Here is a 22,248-nt window from a genome sequence, read left to right on the forward strand (position 1 = left end):
TTATACCTCCTAATCAGAAGTGAGTTCTGTCAGTGTGACTACATTTTTCGGCTTGTCGTTAAACACTTTGAACAACTTTTGTTCGTGTGGTGTTGACTCGATAAATACCTGATAAGCTTTTTGCAAAGCTACAGAATATTGATTCAGCCTTTCTTCTGCACTCAAATCAGGAGAATTATCATCAACTTCCTTGATGTATTGCGAAAACTTTTTCAAAATATGTAAACGATTTACATTTACAAATTGTTGGTCGTAAGGCAAATTAAAGAATTGCAAAAATTCTTCTGCATCTACAAGTTTCTTGAATTCTTCCAAAGTTCCAGTCATTTAGCGTTCTCCAATTCTTTCAGCTGTTGCTTAAGTTCATCTAACTGACGAAAGATTTCATAAGTTGCAGCTGCAACATCCATAAGTTGTTTGTAATCTGTTGGTAAACCTTCCGCTAAATCATGCAGATCCATCTTCATCTGACCTGCCTTACTATTCAGCCGTCTAATTTGTCCCTTCAGTTCTTCAATTTTCGTTTCTTCCGCTTGCACCATCAGCAACCCCTTATTTTTAAAGTTAGGAGTTAAGAGTGAGGAGTGAAGAGTTGGGAGTTAGGAGTGAAGAGTTGGGAGTTAGGAGTTAGGAGTGAGGAGTTAGGAATTAAGAGTTACGAGTTAATGATTTACCTAACTATTAACCGATAACTCAGTATTTATCAATCCTAACTGATAACTCCTAACTTATAATTCATAACTCCTAACTCATAATTCATAACTCCTAACTCCTAACTCTTAACTTTTTATATTTTTCCTACTTCCGGGAACCGCTTCACCAAATCAATACCTTTTTGGACGTAGCTTTCTCCCTCTTCGGCCAATTTCTCCAGCGAATCAAAGCCAAATCTTTGAGCATCGCGTAAAGTTTTTACAGCTAACAAAAGACGACCAGAAAATACCAACGCCCAGCCAAATCCCTCATGACTCAAATCAATCACAACTTGAGAAATTAAGCCTGTTTCCTGTTCAATCCCAGCAGCTACAGCTCGAAAAAATGCCATAATCCGAGCTTGAGTTATTGGATCTACTTCACCTTCAACGGAAATTTCCCGTTTCTTTTGTTTGGTAACAATAAAGGGTTTGAGAATTAACTCATCCGACCAACTACGATAAACTCCATAGCTATCTTGACCCCGAATCTGTTTGATTAATACCTTAATAAAAGGCGAGTTCAAGACTTCAGCGGCAGCAGTTCCGTTCACACTATTATTTATAGTCATACTGTTGCTTCGTCTCCAACTTCATCTGTAAAGTTTGAAGGTTTTTGTTGTAAAGCTTTACGCAACCAAGGTGGAGGATTACCCTTGAGGGTTTGTACTAATTTATTTAGCACTTCGCTAATTTCTTCTTCTTCCGATCGCGCCTTCACTGGGGTAACACCTTTTTTGATTAACCGAGCCGCAGCACTGCCACCAATTGCTGTTACATAAACAATGGTACAATCGCCTAATGCTTCCAGTTTTGGTGTGATTTTATCTTCATTTCCATCTTCTTTGAGTTCGCCTTCAAAGTTGAGGGTTTCGACAAAATGATATCCCTCATCGGAAATTTCATAAACATCAATTAATCTTGCCCATCCAAAATGAGCATTAATATGAACTCGGTCACTCGTAGTGAAGGCAATTTTCATCGTATTTCTCCTCTTTAAAATTGTGAATTCTGACTCATTCTTCAAAAATCAGCGCCCACAATTCCTAATTCTTGTAACTTCTTAACTCTTGTTTCTTCTGCCTCTAAAAAGAGGTTGCCAATGCCATACAGAAGTTCCATTGTGCCTCTATAACCAACTTTGGTAAATTGACCATTACCTAAGCGGTCATAAATGGGCAATCCCAGGCGATAAAGAGGAACATTAAGGCGTTTGGCGATCGCACCGACATTTGAGTTACCAATTAGCAAATCCGAACCTGCTGCTAAACCCTCAAAGTCTTCTAAATCGCCGATGGTAATACTTTTAACTGGGAGTTTTTCGAGTAAAGGCGATCGCGTTGTCGTCACCGCAGCATGAATCTGCGCTCCCATTGATTGCAGAAAATGGACTGTTGACCACAATAAATCGGGTTCCAGTGCTAAAGAAACTCGCTTCGCACCAAAATAAAAGTGCGTGTCTAACATCGCATCTTGCAACTGACGACGTTGGCGACGGTATTTTTCCGGTACGCTATTACCGCTGAGAACCGCCAATGCTTGGAGAAACTCGTCTACTGGTTCTAATCCAGTCACTTCTCCAAACACTTCGTAAGGCGTGCCAAATCTTTCTTCCAAAATCTTGGCTGCACCGCGCATACTCTCGCCTAAAGCCAAGGTGAAAGCAGAACAACCAACTTCTCGTAGCTGTTTTAAGGTAGTTCCGCTAACTGTAACCGCGCTGTAGTTATCTTCCAAGTGTCCATCAAGGGAAGCGCCAATATCAGGTACAAAGATAGGCACCAAGCCAAAAGCCGTCACCATCTCTTTGATTTCCTGGACATCGCCTGGCGTAAAAGCAGCACTCGGCAAAATCGTTACTTGTTCGGTTTTGATTCCACCTGCGCGGGGAATTTCCTTAACTATGCTTTCCACAGCGACGGCAAAACCATCTTGCAACGCACCTTTAAAATCGGGAGTCGGGGCAAAAATAATCGCTAAATCATTCAATTCTGGATGGCGATCGCGGATTTCCTTGAGAAAACCTTCAATGTCATCTCCTCTAGTTTCCGTCAATCCAGTGGTACATAAACCAATAATTTCTGGTTTAGCCTTTTCCACCAAAGTCAGAATTGCCTGTTCCACATTTTCTTCGCCACCCAAAATCGTAGTGACTTCCGTCATCGCAGTGGTAGCCAAGGGAATCGCTTCCCGGAAATGCCGCACCAGGACAACTTTAGCGAAAGCAGTACAACCTTGAGAACCGTGGAATAAAGGCATCGTCCCCTTCAATCCCAGAAAAGCTAAAGACGCGCCTAAAGCTTGGCTTTGCTTGAGAGGATTAACCGTCAGTGATTTGTTAGAAACAGTAACGATCGCCATTTAGATTACCTCTTCCATTGACGCAGTGAAAGCACTCCCCACGTTCTCTTCCCAAGGAGCCGGCTTGCGTACTTGCTCCCAAATCGGACTATAAAGAGCTTCGTATAATTCCCGCGCCATCTCAATCATTCCTACATAACCTGCATAAGGATGGTGGCGTTCTTGGTTGATATCCAAGAAAGGAATCCGAGCTTTTAAGGCGGTATATTGGTTACGACCTCCAGCAATCAACATGTCTGCTTGAGTATCTCTCACCAGCTGTAACAATTCCTGGGCGTTGCCTTTCTCCAGCATGATGCCATCGTTACCCAGCAACTTCTTGATTTTGGCTTTATCTTCCTCAGTACTTTTCCGAGTACTGGTAGCAACAACATCAATACCCAAGTCCTTAGCAGCCGAGATAATCGACCAACTTTTAACGCCACCAGTATACAATACAACACGCCTACCTTTGAGTCGAGCGCGATAGGGAGCCAGTGCCAAATCTAAAGCCGCAGTTTCTTCAGCAATCAGCTTTTCTGTGCGTTCTTGCAAATCCGGATCGCCTAATTTAGCAGCAATATTTCGCAGACAGCGATTCATATCATCGATGCCGTAGAAAGATTCTTCAATATAAGGAATGCCGTAACGCTCCTCCATCTTTCTCGCCATGTTCAGCAGCGCCCGCGAACAGATCATCACATTCAGCTTGGCGCGATGGGCATAGCGAATTTCATTGTACCGAGCGTCGCCCGTAATTTTTGACAAAATGCGGATGCCTAATTTTTCTAACAGCGGCGTGACTCCCCACATTTCCCCGGCGATGTTGTACTCGCCTATTAAGTTAATATCATAAGGCGTTGTGTATTCCGGTTCTGCTGTCCCGACAACATAATCTAATAAAGCTTCACCGCCAAAACGGTTGCCCAGATTTTTACTGCCAATGAATCCTGGAGCAATTACCGGGATAACTGGAGTGCCAATCTTCTGGGCTGCGGTTTTGCAAACTGCATCGATATCATCGCCAATCAAAGCAGTCACGCAAGTAGCGTAGACAAACACTGCTGCTGGTTGGTAGCGTTTGTGGAGTTCCAAAATCGCTTTGTAAAGCTTCTTCTCGCCACCGAAAATAACATCATTTTCAGTCAAGTCAGTCGTAAAGCCCATCTTGTAGAGTTGCGGCCCAGAAGAGAGACTACCACGACTGCCCCAGGAATTACCAGCACAGGCGATCGGCCCGTGGACTAAATGAGCCGCATCCGCAATGGGTACTAAGGCAATCATCGCCCCATCAAAAGCACAACCCCCTTGAGCAGCACCAGGTTGTGCCTGTTGGGTGCAAGACTTGTTTTTCTTTTCTGATTGTTTATGCTGATTGTGTTCGCATCCTGACTCACTGAGCAGCTCGTTAATTTTGCCTTGGGTGCTTTTCATCTCTCTTCTCTTAGTGGATGGCAGTTTTTCTCTTTGTCATTAGTCATTTGTTTTTTAGGCGTTGCTGATTGAAAATATGAATTTGTCTCACGCAAAGTCGCAAAGGCGCAAAGGTACAAAGAAAAGGTAATTTTGGCATTTCATACTCTGATTCAGCAACGCCGTTTTTTGAATAACTAATTGACTTCTTGCAAAAGCCCTTACTTTTACTTTCTTCTTTGCGCCTTTGCGCCTTTGCGTGAGATAAAAACTTATTAAGTCCCGATAACCAATGACTAATGACCAATGACTAATAACTAACAAATATATTTCGTGACATCTTCCCCACATACATCGGCGAGATAAGATAAAGCACGAAAACGCAATCCGACAAACTCATCATATAAAGGATTGAGTTTACACAATGCTGGAATATCAAAAGACCGCCCGAATAATTTTATTTGGCGTTCAAAAGGACAACAGCAAGGAATTGTTTGGCAAATTAAATGAGCGAAGCGATTATTTTTAACCTGAATTCCATCTACCACATTACGTAAAGGATTGAGAATTTTGCTAAATATCCCGCGTTTTCGATAGTTAGGTGGATGGTAATTAGGATGAGGATGAGTATGAGTGTGGGTGTGAGTTTTATTGATAGTTTCCATTTATTTTACGCCTCAGGTAAATGCTAAATTTGGGAGTGGGTATTGGGTACTGGGGAGAGGGTATTGGTTATTGGGGATTGGGAATAATTAATTCCCTAGTCCCCAGTCCCCAGTCCCTAGTCCCCAGTCCCTAACCCTTAATTCCTAATAACTTGCGTTTCCGTGTAATTTCTAACGAATCAAGTCGTAGGAAATATCGGTCTTGGAAGGAATATTGGTGGTGCGATCGATTTCCTCGAAGATTGTATTTACAATCCAGTTGAGCAAGTTGATTACACCTTGGTAACCGATGGTGCTGTAGCGGTGCAAGTGGTGGCGATCCATAATGGGGTAGCCGATTCTCACTAAGGGAATCTTGGTATCGCGCCACAGGTACTTACCGTAGGAGTTACCAATCAACAAGTCTACGGGTTCGGTGAACAACAAGGAACGCATGTGCCACAGGTCTTTACCACCCCAAACTGTTGCATTTTGACCGAAGGGGCTAGAAGCAAGCAATTCTTTGATTTCTGCTTCAAATTGTTCGTTGCTGTTGTGAACCAAAATATGAACTGGTTCAGCACCCATTTCCAGCATGAAGCCCACAACGCTGTACACTAAATCGGGTTCACCGTAGATAGCGAAGCGCTTGCCATGAACCCATGCATGGGAGTCAGTCATTGCGTCAACTGCACGACCGCGTTCGATTTCCAATTCTTCAGGAATGGGCTTACCAGATAGTTCGCTGAGTTGCATCAAGAACTCATCAGTAGCTTTAATACCCCAAGGACGGGAAACTACGGTTGGTTGCTTCCATTCTTTTTCGATGTACTCGCGGGTCTTGACTGTAGAGTGTGATTGCAGGAATACTGTAGCTTTACCATTAATTGAATCTGCTGCATCTTCCAGCTTTGTACCACCTGGATACATATCGAACTCACCAGTGTTAGGTGAATCCAGGTAATCGCTGTTGTCAGCTAGAATTGTGTAGTCAAAGCCAAACAGAGAAGCAATCCGCTTGATTTCGCGGTTGTTGCCAACGTAGGTGTCAAAACCTGGAACGAAGTTGATTTTGCCATTGCTGGTTTCTTTCTTATGACCTGCGGTCAAGTTAGAAAGAATACCCTTCATCATGTTGTCGTAACCAGTGATGTGGGAACCAACAAAGCTGGGGGTGTGAGCGTAAGGAACTGGGAAATCTTGAGGAACTGAACCAGCTTGCTTAGCGTTGTTGATGAAAGCTTGTAAGTCATCACCAATTACTTCTGCCATACAGGTGGTGCAGACAGCAATCATCTTGGGCTTGTAGAGTTGGTAAGAGTTCGCCAAGCCATCAATCATGTTTTGCAGACCACCGAACACCGCTGCATCTTCAGTCATGGAAGAAGATACACCAGAGAATGGTTCTTTGTAGTGGCGGGTTAAGTGGGTGCGGAAGTATGCAACGCAACCTTGGGAACCTTGAACAAAGGGCAGAGTGCCTTCAAATCCAACAGCAGCAAAGATTGCTCCTAAAGGTTGGCAACCTTTAGCGGGGTTGACGGTTAGAGCTTCACGAGCGAAATTCTTTTCGCGGTAATCCCAACTCTTAGTCCATTCTGCAACCCGCGCAACTTCTTCGGGGTCGTGACCGTTTTCAAATTCCTTCTTGTTTTGGAATAATTGTTGGTATTCCGGCTGGTGAAACAGCTCTACGTGGTCTTGAATTTTATCTGGATTCTGAGGCATTTCTGATCTCCAAGCTTGCTGAGTTATTACTAATCGAGGAATCGGCAGTGAGGCGAATGGAGACTAGTTAGGGAGTGGAAATGTGACTCAAAACTCAAAATGCAAAAAGCAAAACACATCATTTTGAATTTTTAATTTTGAATTTTGAATTCCCGACTCCCTCCTGGGGTATTAGCCCCAGGTACTTATGTCTCTCTCATTTTTTTTAGGCGGTTGCTTTGGCTTTAGCTTTAGCTTCAGCTTTTTTGCTCCAGGGAGCGCCAATTAATCCCCAGGTTGGGCTGTTGAGTGCCAAATCCATATCACGAGCGAAGATAGCAAAGCCGTCATAACCGTGATAAGGGCCGGAGTAATCCTTTTGATGCTTTTATTTTTTTAGAGAGTTTAATGTTTGCAATGAGCAATGTCAGAATTAAACATTGTTCGCCGAGAACGCATTTATTTTTAAGCTAAATATAAGCTAAAACATAATTCGTAATTCGTAATTCGTAATTAAGGATTTTAGTTATGAATCAGGAATTAATTATCAGTCGGAAAAAGATATTTTATAAGTAGTAATTGGTAATTAAAAATTATAAATTACAAATTAGTAGTTATTGAGTAAGTATAACCAGGACAAAAAAAATTTGTAATTGATAATTCATAATTAAGAGTCAAATTACGAATTACGAATTACGAATTATTTAAAGTCTGCAAGCACAGCAGTAAAGAGAACACATGAAATCAAAAGTACTACTGGAATTAGAGACAGTAAATCTGCGTTTGAAGTCTGCAAAGACAAAGGTAACAATTAGAGAATCGAATGGAAGTCTGCAATTACGCGCTACATTACCGATTAAACCCGGAGACAAGGATAAAAATGGCACTGGTAGAAAGCAGTACAATCTCAGCTTGAATATTCCTGCAAATTTAGATGGGTTAAAGACGGCTGAGGAAGAAGCTTATGAATTAGGTAAGTTAATTGCTCGTAAAACATTTGAATGGAATGATAAATATTTAGGTAATGAGGCAATCAAAAAAGATTTTAAAACAATTGGAGAATTACTCGAAAATTTTGAAGATGAATATTTTAAAACTCACAAACGCACAACAAAAAGCGAACATACATTTTTTTATTATTTTTCCCGAACTAAGCGATTCACAAATGCTACTGATTTAGCGACTTCTGAGAATTTGATAATTGCAATTGAAAAAATCGATAAGGAATGGGCTAAGTATAATGCAGCTAGAGCGATCGCTGTATTTTGCCAGACGTTCAAAATCGAAATCGATTTATCAAAATATTCCAAAATGCCAGAGAAGAATTCCCGCAATATACCGACTGATGCAGAAATAGCTGAGGGAATTAGCAAGTTTGAAGAATATTTAAATACCAGAGGCAATCAAGTGAACCAAAATGTTCAAGATAGCTGGCAACTTTGGCGCTGGGCTTATGGAATGTTAGCAGTTTTTGGTTTACGACCGCGTGAGCTTTTTACTAATCCTGACATCGATTGGTGGTTAAGTCAAGAAAATGTAGATTTAACCTGGAAGGTTCATAAAGACTGTAAGACTGGCGAGAGGGAAGCTTTACCGTTATATAAAAAATGGATTGAAGAATTTGATTTAAGAAATCCCAAACATTTAGAAATGTTGGCAACAGCAATTAGTAAAAAAGATAATACTAATTATGCAGAAATTACGGCATTAACACAACGAGTCAGTTGGTGGTTTCGTAAAATAGGCTTAGATTTTAAACCTTATGATTTACGTCACGCTTGGGCAATTCGAGCGCATATTTTGGGAATTCCAATTAAAGCTGCGGCAGATAATTTGGGGCATAGCGTACAAGTTCATACGCAAACTTATCAGCGTTGGTTCTCACTCGATATGCGAAAGTTAGCGATGAATCAGGCTTTGAGCAAGAGGAATGAAGTTGAGTTGATTAGGGAAGAGAATGCTAAATTGAGATTGGAAAATGAGAAATTAAAGTTGGAGATTGAGAAATTGAAGATGGAGATACTTTATAAAAAGATTTGAGTTGGTTAATGAAATTTACATACTGGGTTATCACACAGGGCAACCCACTTTATAGCTAATTATATTTTAATTTTATATTATCACAAATAAATAATTTTTACATATTATAGCAATTTGCTGTTAAGTGAGGTACACAAAGTTTTGTTTTTAACGCAGAGGGGCGCAGAGTCAAGCGCAAAGGTACACAGAGGTTTATCCAATTTTATTAGCAATGTATTAAGTACCTCAGTAAATTAGGAAACTCTATAATGTTAGTTTTGAAGGTTTTTAGTGAATAATTCTAGTTGAACCTCAAATATAAACCGACAACATACAGTTATGTGCAGCCAAATTAATCCAGAAGCAAGAGAAGACTTTGTATATCGTCAGCTTGAAAACAACTTGGTATACATTTCTGATTCAATTATTCGAGCAATTAATTCTGGAAACTGCAAAATTAAGTTTTGGAATGATAATGTAAGCGATAGTATGTATGAAGCTGTGGGACTGAGCGTAGATTTAGAAAAGGCTTTTGTGGAAATGGAAACTAGTATTAACTGTCCAAACAGCTATCTAGTTCGTTTGTGGAGTAAAGAGACTCTCTCTTCTGAAGAGGATAAAAAGCGTTGGTACAGCAAAGAAGCTCCATGTCCGGGGCATTTAGCATGGGAGTGCTGCGATGATGATGGTGTCAGTGAGGAAGAAATGGAGACTAATTATTTTGATAGTGGTTTGCAAAAATTAGTTTCTAAATACATCGCAACAATTAAAAAAGCTTATTTGTCTGCTGGTAGTGTAAGCCCTGAAATCAAAAGTTTACTTTCATAAGTACTTTGAGATAATCAGTAAGAACGATCGCATTTCTAATGTAGGGTGTGTTGTCGCAAAGCGCAACGCACCTTGATTTATCAGCAGACGATCGCAATATGGCGTAGGGTGAGAAAATAAGCGCGATCGCATTCCTTTTATACTTTTGTTTGCGGATAGCACAGCTGTGCTACCCTACAACGATCTGTACCTCACAAACTTGCAATCTGCTGTGGTGCAGTTCGTTAATATGATCCTTCTGGTGGGGAAATATCAGATCCAACAACCACACCATTATTAGTAGATTTAATCCCTGGTTTAACAGTAGGAGATTCTTGTTTTAATGATTGTAAAACAGAAGAAGAGTTATCTTGCTCTATTGATATATTAGTATTTGCTTGTTGCTGGGACATCAAAGCTAATCCTCCCATTGCACCGGCAAGAAGAGCTGTATAACCTACATATAAATGCGGCGGATGAATTTCCAGTTCCATTCCTTTTTTAGATTGATGCGACAAGGACTTAGTTACTGGTATAGCTGCTTGTACTGGCAAAGAAGCAGCTAAAGCAACACCATTAAGTCCTAAAGCATCTCCATAACGTCGGATAAATCCACGTAGAAAAATGTCATCTGGTAATTCTTTGGAGTTACCGTTTTCTAATGCCTCTATCAGCTCCATTCGGATATGGGTGCAAAAATGGATATGGTACAAAGAAAGCCCTTTGGACTGACGGATTTTTTGGAGTTCTTGGCCGATTTGGCGTAGGCTATCTATGCGTTGTTGGGCTGCTTGCTCGGCTTGTTGTGCTTGGGAAATTTTCTGATGATTTAGCAATTGTAGTGGTTTTTTCCACAGCGAATTTTCTGTTGCATTTTTAGAGGGTTGCTCTTGGAGAGTGGGCTGTATTTCTGGTGAAGAATTGACTGTTTCTGTGGCTTGCGTGGTATCTGTAGCTGTTTCAACTTTTTGATATTGTTGGGCAAATTGTCGAAATGCTAAACCGATCGCTTCTCTACCTACAGCTTTTAATATATCTTGAGCCTGATGTGTTTGTTCGCCTATTAACTTTTGCACCATCGCTAAAGCACGCCGATAAACTCCGCTACTATGCAGTTGTACTTCTATTTCTCCTAAAAGCGATCGCACCTCATCTTGAGAAATTTCAATATTCGGATTGCCGAGAATTTGCAAATAGTATACAGGAGTAGTCACCATTGTGAAAGCCTTTTATATTAAATCAAGGAAAGAAAGTTACAATCAAATCTTCACTATTTTTCCTAACTTCACCTTGGCTTTCCGGATATTAATTGTATAATTTAATTTTTTTTAATTCATCAAAAACACTGGAACAAAGGTGTAATAAACGCAGTCACGAACGGAAAAATGATACTGACATCTCTTTGAGAAAAAACCTTAGGTGCGTACCAAGGGTAAGTTCCTTGAACTGTGCGTAAGGCTTATGATGTAGTGTCAGAGAAGAAAGCGATCGCATTCCTCCCTTCAACTACATTCCGCTATACGTTAAGCTGCACTATAAACTCTTTGCTGGAGAGGAATCTGAACGATTAACTCAGTTCCTTTGTTCGGAACTGAATGGCACTCTAGTTTACCGTTATGGTTTTCTGTAACAATTTGATAGCTGATAGACATCCCCATCCCAGTTCCTTTACCAATTGGTTTGGTAGTAAAGAAGGGATCAAATATGCGTTGCTGAATGTGGCTGGGAATGCCGATGCCGTTATCAGCGATCGCTATTTCTATAAAAGTACTATTAACAACATCTGTGCGGATTGTAATTCGATTTGGATCGTCTTGAATTTCTCGCTCGGTACGCTTGGCATTACGTTCTTCTAAAGCATCAATCGCGTTTATCAAAATATTCATAAATACTTGGTTCAGTTGTCCGGCATAACATTCTACTAACGGCAGATTACCGTAGTTTTTTATCACCTCTATTTCTGGACGTTCTGATGTAGCTTTGAAGCGGTGTTGCAAAATCATCAAAGTGCTATCGATACCTGCGTGAATATCAACGGCTTTAAATTCAGCTTCGTCCATGCGAGAAAAATTTCGTAGCGATAACACAATCTCCCGAATTCTCTGGGTACCTACTTTCATCGAAGACAATATTTTCGGTAAGTCCGATCGCAAAAACTCTAAATCCAGCTCCTCGGCAGCTGCTAAAATTTCCGGGGCAGGATTTGGTTCGTACTTCTGCTGTAACGCTACAAAATCTAATAAATTTTGAGTATATTCCTGTAGATGGTTAAGATTACCGTGAATAAAATTAACTGGATTATTAATTTCATGTGCTACCCCTGCCACTAATTGCCCCAAACTTGACATTTTTTCTTTCTGAATCAGTTGCGCCTGAGTAATCTGAAGCTCTTGTAGAGTATTCATCAGTTCAGAAGTTCGCTGCTCAACGCGAAGTTCTAGCTGATTGTTGGCTTGCTCTAGTTGAGCAGAGGAAGTGCGATTTTCGTGGATCGCCGCCGACAAAATTAATGTGACAATGGTTAATGCACTCATAAAAGATTGCAGGAGCATTAGAGAAGTGCCAACGGAATCTTTGGCAAAAGATCCAAATCCTTTGGATGTACCAAAAATGGCGATCGCTGCCATGACAAGAATTAAAAGTGTGCTTTGCCACTGTTCCAATCGAAAAGCAGCCCACAACAACGGCAGTACCATCATATACTCTACTGGATTGTTGCTCCAAAAAGCTGCACAGCCAATTCCTATTAATAGTGCTAAGACTAGAAAAAATTCTCCTGGCTGCTTTGCTTTCCACCACTGACGGCTGCGATATGCCTTAAACAACGTTAATAATGCAGGAGAAATAATTAACATACTCACAACAGTACCGACATACCACCCCAGCCAAACCATCTGAAAGTTCTGCCAGACTGAAATTCCGTCTGCACATTGAGTTGCTGCCCCCACTAAGGCGGTCAAAGGTGTAAACAAGAAAAGCGAAGCAATAAATTTGATCGCATCTTGGGGGCGCTCAAATGGGTAGGGTCGTTGAATGAAACGAGCGACTAAGGTACTAATAATAAATGAGTCGATCGCATTCAGCGACGCAACTATTAAAGAAGCAGGCGTCTGAAAAAATAGCACCCGGTTAATAATAAAGTCGCAAAGCAGCAAGATAACCCAAAAACGCCGTCCAAATAATAGCAGTGTTGCCACAAACACGCCAGATGATGGCCAAATTGCAGCTGAGCCGTCTGGAAATGTAAATGCTGTTGCTAACTTGGCTAAGGCAAAGTGAACGGGTAGCAGGATAAAAAACCCTATTATCAGGCGGCGATGCCTGCGGCGGGCTTCGCCTACGCAGGGAATACGGGCTTTTAGCAAAGCTTTTGGGAAAAACATCGATCGCCTCAGAGCTAGTTTCAAATTGCTCTTTCTAGCATTCCCTTCCTTGGCGTTTTTTTAACCAGCTAGTATTTAGAATACGATTTTAAGCAATTTTGTTTACAAATCGTAACTACCAAAACGTAGGGTGCGTTGTGCTTCTCACTATGGCAAAAATAGTGATGAGTATGGAATCGCGCAAGTCAGACCGAAAGAAACCATGCTCTGTGGTAAACCAAACTGTGAAGTCTGCGGAATGATTTATATAAAAAGCCTGTTTGCGATTATCATCCACAAACAGACTTGACTTTTTCAGACTTGTAATTAAGCTTGTTCCCAAAGCTGACGTACATAGTCAGGTAGCCAACTAGCAATTTCCTCAATTCGCTCTTGGGAAAGTTCGTCTTTGGTGGCAGAAAATACGGCTTTAACTGCTTGTTCTCGGTCAACCGTTGCTGGCTTACCGCCTTCATTAGCAACTCGGAACAGGAAGCGATCGGAATCGATTTTGAAGATGCCAGGACCTTGCCAGGGTGGACGAACCCGGCTCAATAATCCGACAATTGGATTGGTATCTTTCCAAAGATCGGCGACTTCAAACTGGAGTGCTTTTTCGTCGGTAGACACAGCTTCTTTATGCAGTTCTCCCTCGACGCGATCGCTTGCTTCTGTTGTCATCAAGTCACGCATGACGCGAAACACAACTTCGCTAAAGTCTCTGGCGTCATATAAATCTCCAAATCCAGCTTTGACCATGACTTTTTCTAGGAATGAGCGATGTTCGTTGGCGATCGCTCTTTGAGTTCGAGTATCTTCAATCTCACTTGGATCTACTTCTGGAATGTTTGTTCTAAATGTTTGATCTGGCATAATTTTTTTGTGCTTCTTTATATTGAGTCTTTATGCTTGCCTCTGTAAGGTCGCACAAATCAAAAACCCTTAGTATCGTCCAGAAGTTCGAGATGGTGTCTGTCCAAAAGTTATAAATTCCATGTTGAGTAATAAGGCACATCCTAGCTTGAAAAAGGGAGTAGGTACTAGGGATTGGGAAGAAATATTTTCATGCCTTTGTTGTGTAATTTGTCATACGACCGTCTGGCTTGTCGTTGCTGCATAAACGGAAAAAATAGCTTGTCTATACATCTTCTATCTGTGTCGAAAAACAGTCAAAATAGACAAGTTGGTATCAACTCGCCGGAAAAAACATGGTAGAAATCACAAACATCGAAATTAACACCGCAAAAGTCAAAATACCTAATAATGGTTTAGAAATTGATGCTTACTTAGCTCAACCAGCACATCAGGGAACCTTTGCCGCAGTTATCGTGTTTCCAGAAATTTTTGGCATCAACAGTAACATTCGAGATATCGCAGAACTAATCGCTAAACAAGGTTATATAGCAATAGCCCCCGCAATGTATCAACGTATTGCTCCCGGTTTTGAGGCTGATTTTAGCGCCGAAGATGTTGGGTTTAGCCCAGAAGCCTATCGTCTGGGGTTGGAATATTATCAACAAGTAAAGTATCAAGATATCTTGAGTGATATTCAAGCAGCGATCGCCTACTTAAAAACTTTACCCAATGTTAAACAAGATGCCATTGGTGTCATTGGTTTTTGTTTTGGCGGTCACGTTGCTTACATCGCTGCAACTTTCCCAGATATCAAAGCCACAGCTTCATTTTATGGTGCTGGAATTACCACTTCTAGTTATGGTGAAGAAACTCCAACTATTAATCGTACTCCGGAAATTAAAGGTACTATTTATGCCTTTTTTGGCACAAGAGATACATTAGTTTCCCTGGAGGAAACCGAGGAAATTGAAGCAGAATTAAAGAGAAATCAAATCAATCATCGTGTATTTCGATATGATGCCGGGCACGGATTCTTTGCTGGATTTTTCAAAGATAAGTACCCATTTATGGAACAACACCCAAGTTACAATCCTGAAGCCGCTCCTGATGCTTGGCAACATGTTTTAGAACTGTTTAAAAACAATTTGTAAAGCAGGCAATAGGTAATAGGCAACAGGTAACAGGCTTTTATTTGTACGTATTAGTGAGGTGTTACATCTCACTAATACGCAGTTATATTCTCCGTTCCATGTTCGCTTTTACTAAATTTTATGTGACTAATGGATATTTATAAATAATCTAAAAAATTAGGAATTTATTAATGATTGATATTATTGGATTTTTTATTTTGTTGTTAACTATTCCTTTTGTTATTGCTCAGATTATGCCTAACAACAAGTGGCTCGTAGCTTATACTATTTTTTTTTTGAAACTTAGCTATTTTGCTGTATTATCAGCATATAACAACGCCAAGCTATCGCCAAGGAAATAGTTTCTCCTACCTGTTTGGAATAATAGCTGCTTCTTTATTTGATACGTCAATAATTGTTGGAATTATTAATAAAGCTATTGTGTTATACTTTAAGTCAGAAGGTTATACAATTAACATTTGGCTGATAGTGAGCTTAGTTTTACTTGATGTGATGCTGATTGTGCTTATTTTCCCTGCATTGTTGGAACTCTATTGATAAATTAACGCACCAGATATGTTGGTGCGTTATAGCAACGCTTAACGCACTACAATTTAAGTTTTTAAGCTTTGGAATTTTTCAGCAGGAATTGACAACCACATGAAAACGGGTTAGGACTTTCTATGCGATTGTCTATCAGCACTTCAATAGTCAGCTTACTGTTGTAAATCAATTCTTCATAATCCATCAATGCATTCCACTTGATTTTGTCAGTGGGAAAACCTAGTTGTGAGGCTGCATCAGATATTAATTCTTGCCATTTTACAATCTCTGGATCTCGTGATTTGCAGTAATCAATAATGGCAATTAAAGCACCAGGTTTGGTAACTCTTAAAATTTCTTCCAAAGCACGGACTGGATAGTCAACGACACAGAGGGTAAATCCCGATGCTGCTGCATCAAAGTTATTATCAGGAAAATCTAAATTGCAGAGATCCGATACTTTAAAAGTGATGTCTGCGGATACGTTTTTTTTACGCGCTTCATCCAGCATTTTATGAGAAAGATCTACACCGACGACATGCACCCCTTGAGGATAGGCTGGAAGATTCAGACCTGTTCCTACCGCAGCATCCAGTACAGTTTGTCCTGGTTGAAGTTGCAAGGAAGCAATTAGCGGTTCGCGCTCAATGTGCCAGTAACGCCTCATAATTGCGTCATAATCCACTGCGGCGCGATCGTAGGTTGCGATCGCCTGATTTATCTGCATAGGTTTGTTTACAAATAGAACTACTGTTTTTAACTATTTGTTCAACTGTATAACCTGTCTAGTGTCCAAACCTTGTGTATTATATTAACAGCAAGAAACTTCACAATAAATAATTTTTCTAAAGGCAACGCAGCATATCTTTTCGTGTTGACGGTTGACAGTTAACCGTCAACAGGATGAGTTACTGTGCAATTTCAAAGCTGCTACTCTTGAGATTTACAGAGCTTTTTGAAAAATCACACAGGAACCCTATATGTGTATTATGGATGAACAAAACGATCGCCAAATCTGAGAACGTCACTTAAATCGGTACCGCCATCGCGATCGCTATCTAAAAAAGTATTCAAAATAGAATTTGAATTTAGAGAGCCACCGTTAGTAGAACCCATACTTAGCAAACTTTGTACTGCCGAAGTTACTGTGGGCAAAATAGCCTCAATTACATTAGGACTGATTCCCGTTGTTTGGGAAACTGTTTGAACAATTTGCTGCTGCAACTGAGGTGGCAGTAAAGATTGCATTCCCATTCCACTAGTATCAGTACTAGTAGGTTGACTAATCAGATTTTGTAACTGATTCCCATCAGGTAATGACTGCTGATGCCTCAGTACAGGACGAAGCATATTGCCCATAACTGACATGATATTTTGCATTTGAGATGGTTGAATGCCTCGACTAGTGGCCACTTGCTGAACTGAGTTGATAATCGACTCTAGCTGAGCAACATTTCCGCGTTGATTGGGATTATTAATTGCACTTAAAACCTCAAAGAAAAGTCCCATGATTAATTCCTCTCTTACTTAAAATTGATTAATCAATGGATGCACCTTTATGATTACTGCATCTATGCAAAAATTCCAAAAGCCCCTTTGCCCATGCTCCCTCTTTTTCAGAGGACATGATATTAAATACTCAACACCTTATTCGATGGTATGTGAACGTAAAAAGAGCGAGTAATACTCAGCCAGCGGCCATCGTCTGTGTAATAACCTATTTCTGCAAGATAATCGCGATCGCTGGCTGGAATTGCAACGTGTTTATCTTGTTCGCACTCATCGCATGGATATTCTTGAGTAATATGGGGCGATTGATGGTCAATGTCCAGATTTGTCACATCGTGAACTCGCAGGACAAATCTGCGTCCGCCTTGCCTTCGTGCAGCTGTTTTGTACTCGTCTGCAATTTCCCAATAGGCATAAGCATCACTCGCGTTGCGAGGTACTAAGATAATCCGGCGATCGCTACCTAGACTCGCTGTGCCTTGTTTTCTGCCAACGAATGACTGAGCAGTTGTTCCCAGTCCTGCTACGGTAGGTGTGGTTTCGGCAATTGTTTCGCTAACTCTATTTCCTAAATCTTTTGCTACGTTGGTTGTTGCGTTAGATGGATTATCAATTCGTTCCAATGCCAAGTTAATTGGCGCACCGGAGGATCTGACTGTACTATCCTGCCTCAGAGTCGATGAAACTTTTATCGGTGCTGACTCGGCCAGTTTCAGCCAATGTCCATTGGCAGAAATATAGCCTAATTGTCCCACATAGTCGCGTTCGCTTTGGGCAATGGGAATGTGTAAATCTTGTGTTGATTCATCACACTCAAACTGCCGAAAACTATGGGCAGTTAGTCGTTCCAAATCAATGCCTGTACTGTCATAAACACGAAGCGCCAACTTTCTTCCCCCCTGTTGTCGCAGTTCTGCCTTCCGTGCTTCGGGAATTTCCCAATAGGCATAGACATCTCTGGAATTACGAGGTACTAAAATTACACGACTATCATCTTTTGTGGTTACAGAGTTATTGTCCCCTAAAGAAGCAGCCGCAACACCAGTAGCCGCTGTAGGGATACTGCTAGCAGGTTCACAGGCAGGAACTCGCACTTTAGCGGAACGAGCGATGTTTAACCAGCGATTATTATTACTCAAACAACCAAGCTCAACAACATAATCACGATTATCTAGTGCGATCGCCAGGTGAATATCTTGCGCTTGTTCATCAACATCAAATTCCTTCATGCTATGCGGCGCTTGCCGATTTATGTCAATATCAGTGACATCATAAAGACGCAGTTTTAAACCACGTCCATCTTGCCGTTGCAAGTCTTCTTTTACCTGATTGGAAATTTCCCAGTAAGCATAGACATCTCTACAATTTCGAGGTGTGAGGACGATTCGATTCTCTGGGGCTTGGGCACTTCCTAGAGCAGGTGTAGCAACTCCAGTCGGGGTTGAAGTATCGCTGCGCCGACTTAGCAACCACCATAACAATCCACCTAATAACGGAATTAGCAATAACCACCACCATGAAGATTCACGTTGGGGTTCTGTTACAGCTCTAGTGGTGGGAGCAGTTGCAGCTGTAGGCGTGGATGCTGTTTCAGGAATAACGTTCGCATTTTTCACCCTGGCTTGTTCAATAATTCGGCGATTAGCGGGTGCAGTCACAAAGCCTAAAAATGCTGTGGCAGCCGGACTTGGATTAAATTTGTCGTAGGCATATCCCAAAGGTTGAGAAAAGGGATAACGGGGATCGGTGGGCAGAACATTGTGTAGTCGAAGAATTTTCACATTGGGGTTATTAATTACTCCATCGGCGATAGCATATCCAATACCATCTGTTCCTAATTCTTTGACTACCGCTTCCGTGCTGTCTGCCGAAACTTGGACGGCATTTTGACCTGTTTTAAAAGGAGCTTTTTGAAAAACGGGATAATTTTGAAATGCTTGCCGCAAGTCGCTATTTTCTGGGCGATCGATCAGGCGAATTCTGTGGGCAGAACCCCCAACCTGTGACCAGTCAGTAACATCACCCCGAAAGATTTTCGCAAATTGCTCAGAAGTCAGATTATTTATATACGGATTGTCCTTGCTGACAATTACCGCAATCTTATTCCGAGTGATGGGAATACTTGTTAGCCCTTGGGCTTTCTCCGACTCTGTTAACGAACGACCAATTGCCGCCAAATCAATCTGTCCATTTGGCAATGCTTTCAAAGACACATCTGTTCCATCATATCCAGTGGTAACACTGGTATTGGGAAACTTCGTTTGAAACTGCTGCGCTAGTGCCTGATTAATCTTTTCCATACTGGTTGTACCATTAATCCGCACTTGTGTCCCACTAGGAACAGATTGCGGAACAGGAAAAGAACTATTAACAGTCGATGACTGAGCGAACACTGGACTAGCAATCAAAGAGATTGCCAAGGGAGTAGACACAGCAGTAAAAACAACAAAACTTGCTGTTGATGCCTGTGATTTTTGGTGATAAAAAATTTTCCCAGCCTGCTTGTTCATACCAAAAGACCTCCGCACATCATAAACGGAGGCAGATAAAGTACCAACTATTTTCAAATCGTTGATTAAACTACCTAATTCTGGCTATCATCCTTTGTTGTTTATTCTTTCTTTGGAGATAAATTATTAGTAATACTTTTACTAAATTATCCAGAAAACTCAGTCTTTGAGTAGAGATAATTTGTTTTGATTGTATATACAGTATCATACTTGCAAGTATAAATATTTTGGACGGATATAATTCGCTACCCACAAACGAAGTTCAACTGCGTCCTGCTGTAGGCGATCGCTCACTGCCATCAGAAACACAAAAGACCAATCGTTACACAACACAGGATGAACTGAGCAAAGCAAAACTACTTCACAAGTCCTTCAAATTTTTCCTTTATCATTAAATTAAATCTCTCACAATTACCATCTACGAATTACGAATTACGAATTACGAATTACGAATTACGAATTACAAATGAGCTTTTCGGCGTACAGGAATTTGAATAATAAACTCAGTTCCTTTTCCTAAAGTTGAGAAACACTCTAGTTTGCCGCCATGTTTCTCTGTAATAATTTGGTAGCTAATAGACATACCCATTCCGGTTCCTTTGCCAATAGGTTTAGTAGTGAAAAAGGGATCGAATATTCGTTGCTGCAATTCTTGAGAAATACCAACTCCGTTATCAGCGATCGCCACTTTTACCCACGTTGAATTAACGACCGATGTGCGAATTATAATTTGACTAAAATTGTCCTTGCTTTCCTGATGAGTATCCTTGACGTGACTTTCTTCTAAAGCATCAATGGCATTCACTAAAATATTCATAAACACCTGATTGAGTTGCCCGGCATAGCATTCTACTGGGGGTAAATTGCCGTAGTCTTTGATTACCTGAATTTCAGATTGTTCTGATTTAGCTTTGAGGCGGTGTTGCAGAATCATCAAAGTACTGTCGATGCCCTGATGAATATCAACGCTTTTAAATTCGGCTTCGTCCATGCGGGAGAAGTTCCGCAATGACAGTACAATTTCGCGAATGCGATCGGTGCCCACTTTCATGGAAGACAAAATTTTTGGTAAGTCTTCCTGTAAAAACTCCAAATCCATTTTTTCGGCAGCAATTTGAATTTCTGGAACAGGGTTAGAATTGTACTGCTGATACAATTGCACAAATGCTAATAAATCCTGGGAATATTCTTGTAAATGATTGAGGTTGCCATGAATAAAATTCACTGGATTATTAATTTCGTGTGCGACTCCAGCAACTAGTTGTCCCAGACTAGACATTTTTTCAGTTTGAATAATTTGAGATTGAGTGCGTTGTAATTCCTCTAATGTATTTTTTAGTTCAGTAGTACGTTCATCTACCCTGTCTTCCAGTTCTTCCTTGCTTTTCTCTAAGGCCGTAAACGATTCAAGCAGTTGTTCTGCCATGTAATTAAAAGAGTTAGACAGGGTATTGAGTTCCTGAATGGGGCTAGTTTGTACTGTCTGATCTAAATTGCCAGATGCCATTGCCTTACTTGCACGATTTAGGCGTAAAATCGGGCGTACAATCCAATGGGAGGTAAACACCCCCATCACCGAGGCAACAATTAATGCAGCAAAACAAAACGCGATCGCGGTTTGTGTGTTGGCGTTAATTTGTGCCATAAATGCGTTTTCTGGCACACTCACCACTAACAGCCAATCTAAACCATACTTGTCACGCCAAGGTACAACATCTACAAAATACTGTTTTCCTTGTAACTCCAGCTTAAAATCTGTGTCTTCGGTGATGGACTCAAACCCATTAAAGCTTTGCAAGTGTTTAGCAACGTTCTGTATTATTGGGTCATTACTGTCCATCGCCTGCAATCTCTCAGCCTTTTGATTAATTAAGGTAAAAGGCTTTTCTGTGCCAGAAGTGGCAATTAATTTGCCATTCCGTTCTAAAAGAAACACCCGTCCAGACTGACTAATATCCAAACTGCGTAAAAAATCGCCCAGTTTGAGCAGATGAATATCACAAGCAATCATTCCTAACAAGCGATTTTGGGAATCATAAATTGGACGACTGGCAGAGGCAGCGATGTAGGGGCCACTAGGAAAGTTTTCTACCAGAATCTTTGCCCAAATGGGTTTATTGGCGGCTATTGGTTCGGTATACCAAGATTGCTCAGAATTTTTCCAATCCCACCGAGTGTTTACCTGAGTTCGGTTGCCTCGTTCGTCGGTAGCATAAGTGGAGACATTGTTAGGAGGGTTGGCAGTCCAATCTTCAATGTTAATAGTTTTGCCATCATAACGAGCAACACCCAGCCCTTCACCCGTGGTTAGTCCAATACCAATATAAGTCAGGTTATACGCCTGCATTTGATCCCAGAAATACTTGCCAACGGTTTGGCGATGCCTAAGACCACCTGCGTCCACGCCCACATCTAATATTCCTCTGCGGATAGCATCTGCATTGATCTGATTTAAGGTTTGCGGAATGGAAAGATAAGACTTGAGGTGTTCATCCACCACTTCAGTAGTACGATCTATCAACTGTTCTGCCAGGTCATTAACTGCTCTTTGTCCATTTTTAAAAGACAAATAACCCACTAAACTGACCGCTGCAAAAATTTGGAGCGCGAAGGGAACAACAAGAACAATTTGTAATGGTAGCGCCTTGTTTCTGTAAAAATGGCGAGTCTTCATTGGGAGGAACTGCAAGTTAATGTTAATTGGATCTACTTGTATA

General features: G+C 40.9%; 18 protein-coding genes and 2 pseudogenes. 4 read left to right on the forward strand and 16 right to left on the reverse strand.

Annotated features, from left to right (window positions below; translation table 11 throughout):
* Nucleotides 1-9: 9 nt before the first annotated feature.
* From nifW to H6H03_RS42110, 9 genes and pseudogenes are all read right to left on the reverse strand, one after another.
* Nucleotides 10-327, reverse strand: a complete 318-nt coding sequence (gene nifW, locus H6H03_RS28760) for a nitrogenase-stabilizing/protective protein NifW (protein ID WP_190958472.1) — start codon at nucleotides 325-327, stop codon at nucleotides 10-12.
* A complete protein-coding gene (locus H6H03_RS28765) occupies nucleotides 324-542 on the reverse strand; it encodes a CCE_0567 family metalloprotein (protein ID WP_190958473.1) in 219 nt (72 codons plus the stop codon). The genes nifW and H6H03_RS28765 overlap by 4 nt, the downstream gene beginning before the upstream one ends.
* A gap of 245 nt (nucleotides 543-787) precedes the next feature.
* On the reverse strand, nucleotides 788-1,264 hold the full coding sequence (locus H6H03_RS28770) for a NifX-associated nitrogen fixation protein (RefSeq protein ID WP_190958474.1): 477 nt from the start codon (nucleotides 1,262-1,264) through the stop codon (nucleotides 788-790).
* Nucleotides 1,261-1,674 (reverse strand): nitrogen fixation protein NifX, encoded by a 414-nt coding sequence (gene nifX / locus H6H03_RS28775; protein WP_190958475.1) that lies wholly within the window; start codon nucleotides 1,672-1,674, stop codon nucleotides 1,261-1,263. The genes H6H03_RS28770 and nifX overlap by 4 nt, the downstream gene beginning before the upstream one ends.
* A gap of 41 nt (nucleotides 1,675-1,715) precedes the next feature.
* Complete coding sequence (gene nifN / locus H6H03_RS28780; RefSeq protein WP_190958476.1) at nucleotides 1,716-3,053, reverse strand: nitrogenase iron-molybdenum cofactor biosynthesis protein NifN; 1,338 nt, start codon at nucleotides 3,051-3,053, stop codon at nucleotides 1,716-1,718.
* The gene (gene nifE / locus H6H03_RS28785) at nucleotides 3,054-4,466 is read right to left on the reverse strand and encodes a nitrogenase iron-molybdenum cofactor biosynthesis protein NifE (protein WP_190958477.1); all 1,413 of its coding nucleotides are present in this window, start codon (nucleotides 4,464-4,466) and stop codon (nucleotides 3,054-3,056) included.
* Between the two features lie 296 nt (nucleotides 4,467-4,762).
* The gene (locus H6H03_RS28790; protein ID WP_190958478.1) at nucleotides 4,763-5,110 is read right to left on the reverse strand and encodes a Mo-dependent nitrogenase C-terminal domain-containing protein; all 348 of its coding nucleotides are present in this window, start codon (nucleotides 5,108-5,110) and stop codon (nucleotides 4,763-4,765) included.
* Between the two features lie 171 nt (nucleotides 5,111-5,281).
* A complete protein-coding gene (gene nifK, locus H6H03_RS28795) occupies nucleotides 5,282-6,817 on the reverse strand; it encodes a nitrogenase molybdenum-iron protein subunit beta (RefSeq protein ID WP_190958479.1) in 1,536 nt (511 codons plus the stop codon).
* Between the two features lie 205 nt (nucleotides 6,818-7,022).
* Nucleotides 7,023-7,181, reverse strand: a pseudogene (locus tag H6H03_RS42110) (nitrogenase molybdenum-iron protein alpha chain); the annotation flags it as partial.
* A gap of 323 nt (nucleotides 7,182-7,504) precedes the next feature.
* Between H6H03_RS42110 and H6H03_RS28800 the strand changes: the two are divergent.
* Both H6H03_RS28800 and H6H03_RS28805 read left to right on the forward strand, forming a co-directional pair.
* Nucleotides 7,505-8,836, forward strand: a pseudogene (locus tag H6H03_RS28800) (site-specific integrase); the annotation flags it as partial.
* Between the two features lie 318 nt (nucleotides 8,837-9,154).
* Nucleotides 9,155-9,643, forward strand: a complete 489-nt coding sequence (locus H6H03_RS28805) for a hypothetical protein (protein WP_190958481.1) — start codon at nucleotides 9,155-9,157, stop codon at nucleotides 9,641-9,643.
* A 224-nt stretch (nucleotides 9,644-9,867) separates the two neighbouring features.
* Here the strand turns inward: H6H03_RS28805 and H6H03_RS28810 are convergent, their stop codons facing one another.
* From H6H03_RS28810 to H6H03_RS28820, 3 genes are all read right to left on the reverse strand, one after another.
* Nucleotides 9,868-10,839 (reverse strand): helix-turn-helix domain-containing protein, encoded by a 972-nt coding sequence (locus H6H03_RS28810; protein WP_190958482.1) that lies wholly within the window; start codon nucleotides 10,837-10,839, stop codon nucleotides 9,868-9,870.
* Between the two features lie 306 nt (nucleotides 10,840-11,145).
* Nucleotides 11,146-13,029 (reverse strand): MASE1 domain-containing protein, encoded by a 1,884-nt coding sequence (locus H6H03_RS28815; protein ID WP_242058027.1) that lies wholly within the window; start codon nucleotides 13,027-13,029, stop codon nucleotides 11,146-11,148.
* Between the two features lie 282 nt (nucleotides 13,030-13,311).
* Nucleotides 13,312-13,857, reverse strand: a complete 546-nt coding sequence (locus tag H6H03_RS28820; RefSeq protein WP_190958483.1) for a DUF2267 domain-containing protein — start codon at nucleotides 13,855-13,857, stop codon at nucleotides 13,312-13,314.
* 335 nt (nucleotides 13,858-14,192) lie between these two features.
* On the opposite strand from H6H03_RS28820, the gene H6H03_RS28825 reads away from it, so the two are divergent.
* The gene (locus tag H6H03_RS28825) at nucleotides 14,193-14,990 is read left to right on the forward strand and encodes a dienelactone hydrolase family protein (protein WP_190958484.1); all 798 of its coding nucleotides are present in this window, start codon (nucleotides 14,193-14,195) and stop codon (nucleotides 14,988-14,990) included.
* A gap of 601 nt (nucleotides 14,991-15,591) precedes the next feature.
* On the opposite strand, the gene H6H03_RS28830 is transcribed toward H6H03_RS28825, so the two are convergent.
* The 3 genes from H6H03_RS28830 to H6H03_RS28840 form a co-directional block, all read right to left on the reverse strand.
* On the reverse strand, nucleotides 15,592-16,239 hold the full coding sequence (locus H6H03_RS28830; protein ID WP_190958485.1) for a class I SAM-dependent methyltransferase: 648 nt from the start codon (nucleotides 16,237-16,239) through the stop codon (nucleotides 15,592-15,594).
* Nucleotides 16,240-16,499: 260 nt separating this feature from the next.
* Nucleotides 16,500-17,021, reverse strand: coding sequence for a DUF937 domain-containing protein (locus H6H03_RS28835; RefSeq protein WP_190958486.1), 522 nt, complete (start codon nucleotides 17,019-17,021; stop codon nucleotides 16,500-16,502).
* 122 nt (nucleotides 17,022-17,143) lie between these two features.
* Nucleotides 17,144-19,531 carry a DUF4912 domain-containing protein gene (locus tag H6H03_RS28840; protein WP_190958487.1) on the reverse strand — a complete coding sequence of 796 codons (2,388 nt, stop codon included), beginning with the start codon at nucleotides 19,529-19,531 and terminating at the stop codon, nucleotides 17,144-17,146.
* Nucleotides 19,532-19,758: 227 nt separating this feature from the next.
* Between H6H03_RS28840 and H6H03_RS28845 the strand changes: the two genes are divergently transcribed.
* The gene (locus tag H6H03_RS28845) at nucleotides 19,759-19,926 is read left to right on the forward strand and encodes a hypothetical protein (RefSeq protein WP_190958488.1); all 168 of its coding nucleotides are present in this window, start codon (nucleotides 19,759-19,761) and stop codon (nucleotides 19,924-19,926) included.
* A 65-nt stretch (nucleotides 19,927-19,991) separates the two neighbouring features.
* Here H6H03_RS28845 and H6H03_RS28850 read toward each other — a convergent pair whose 3' ends face one another.
* On the reverse strand, nucleotides 19,992-22,205 hold the full coding sequence (locus H6H03_RS28850; protein ID WP_190958489.1) for a sensor histidine kinase: 2,214 nt from the start codon (nucleotides 22,203-22,205) through the stop codon (nucleotides 19,992-19,994).
* Between the last annotated feature and the right edge of the window lie 43 nt (nucleotides 22,206-22,248).

The organism is Nostoc paludosum FACHB-159 (assembly GCF_014698835.1).
In the GTDB taxonomy this organism is placed as follows: domain Bacteria; phylum Cyanobacteriota; class Cyanobacteriia; order Cyanobacteriales; family Nostocaceae; genus Nostoc; species Nostoc paludosum.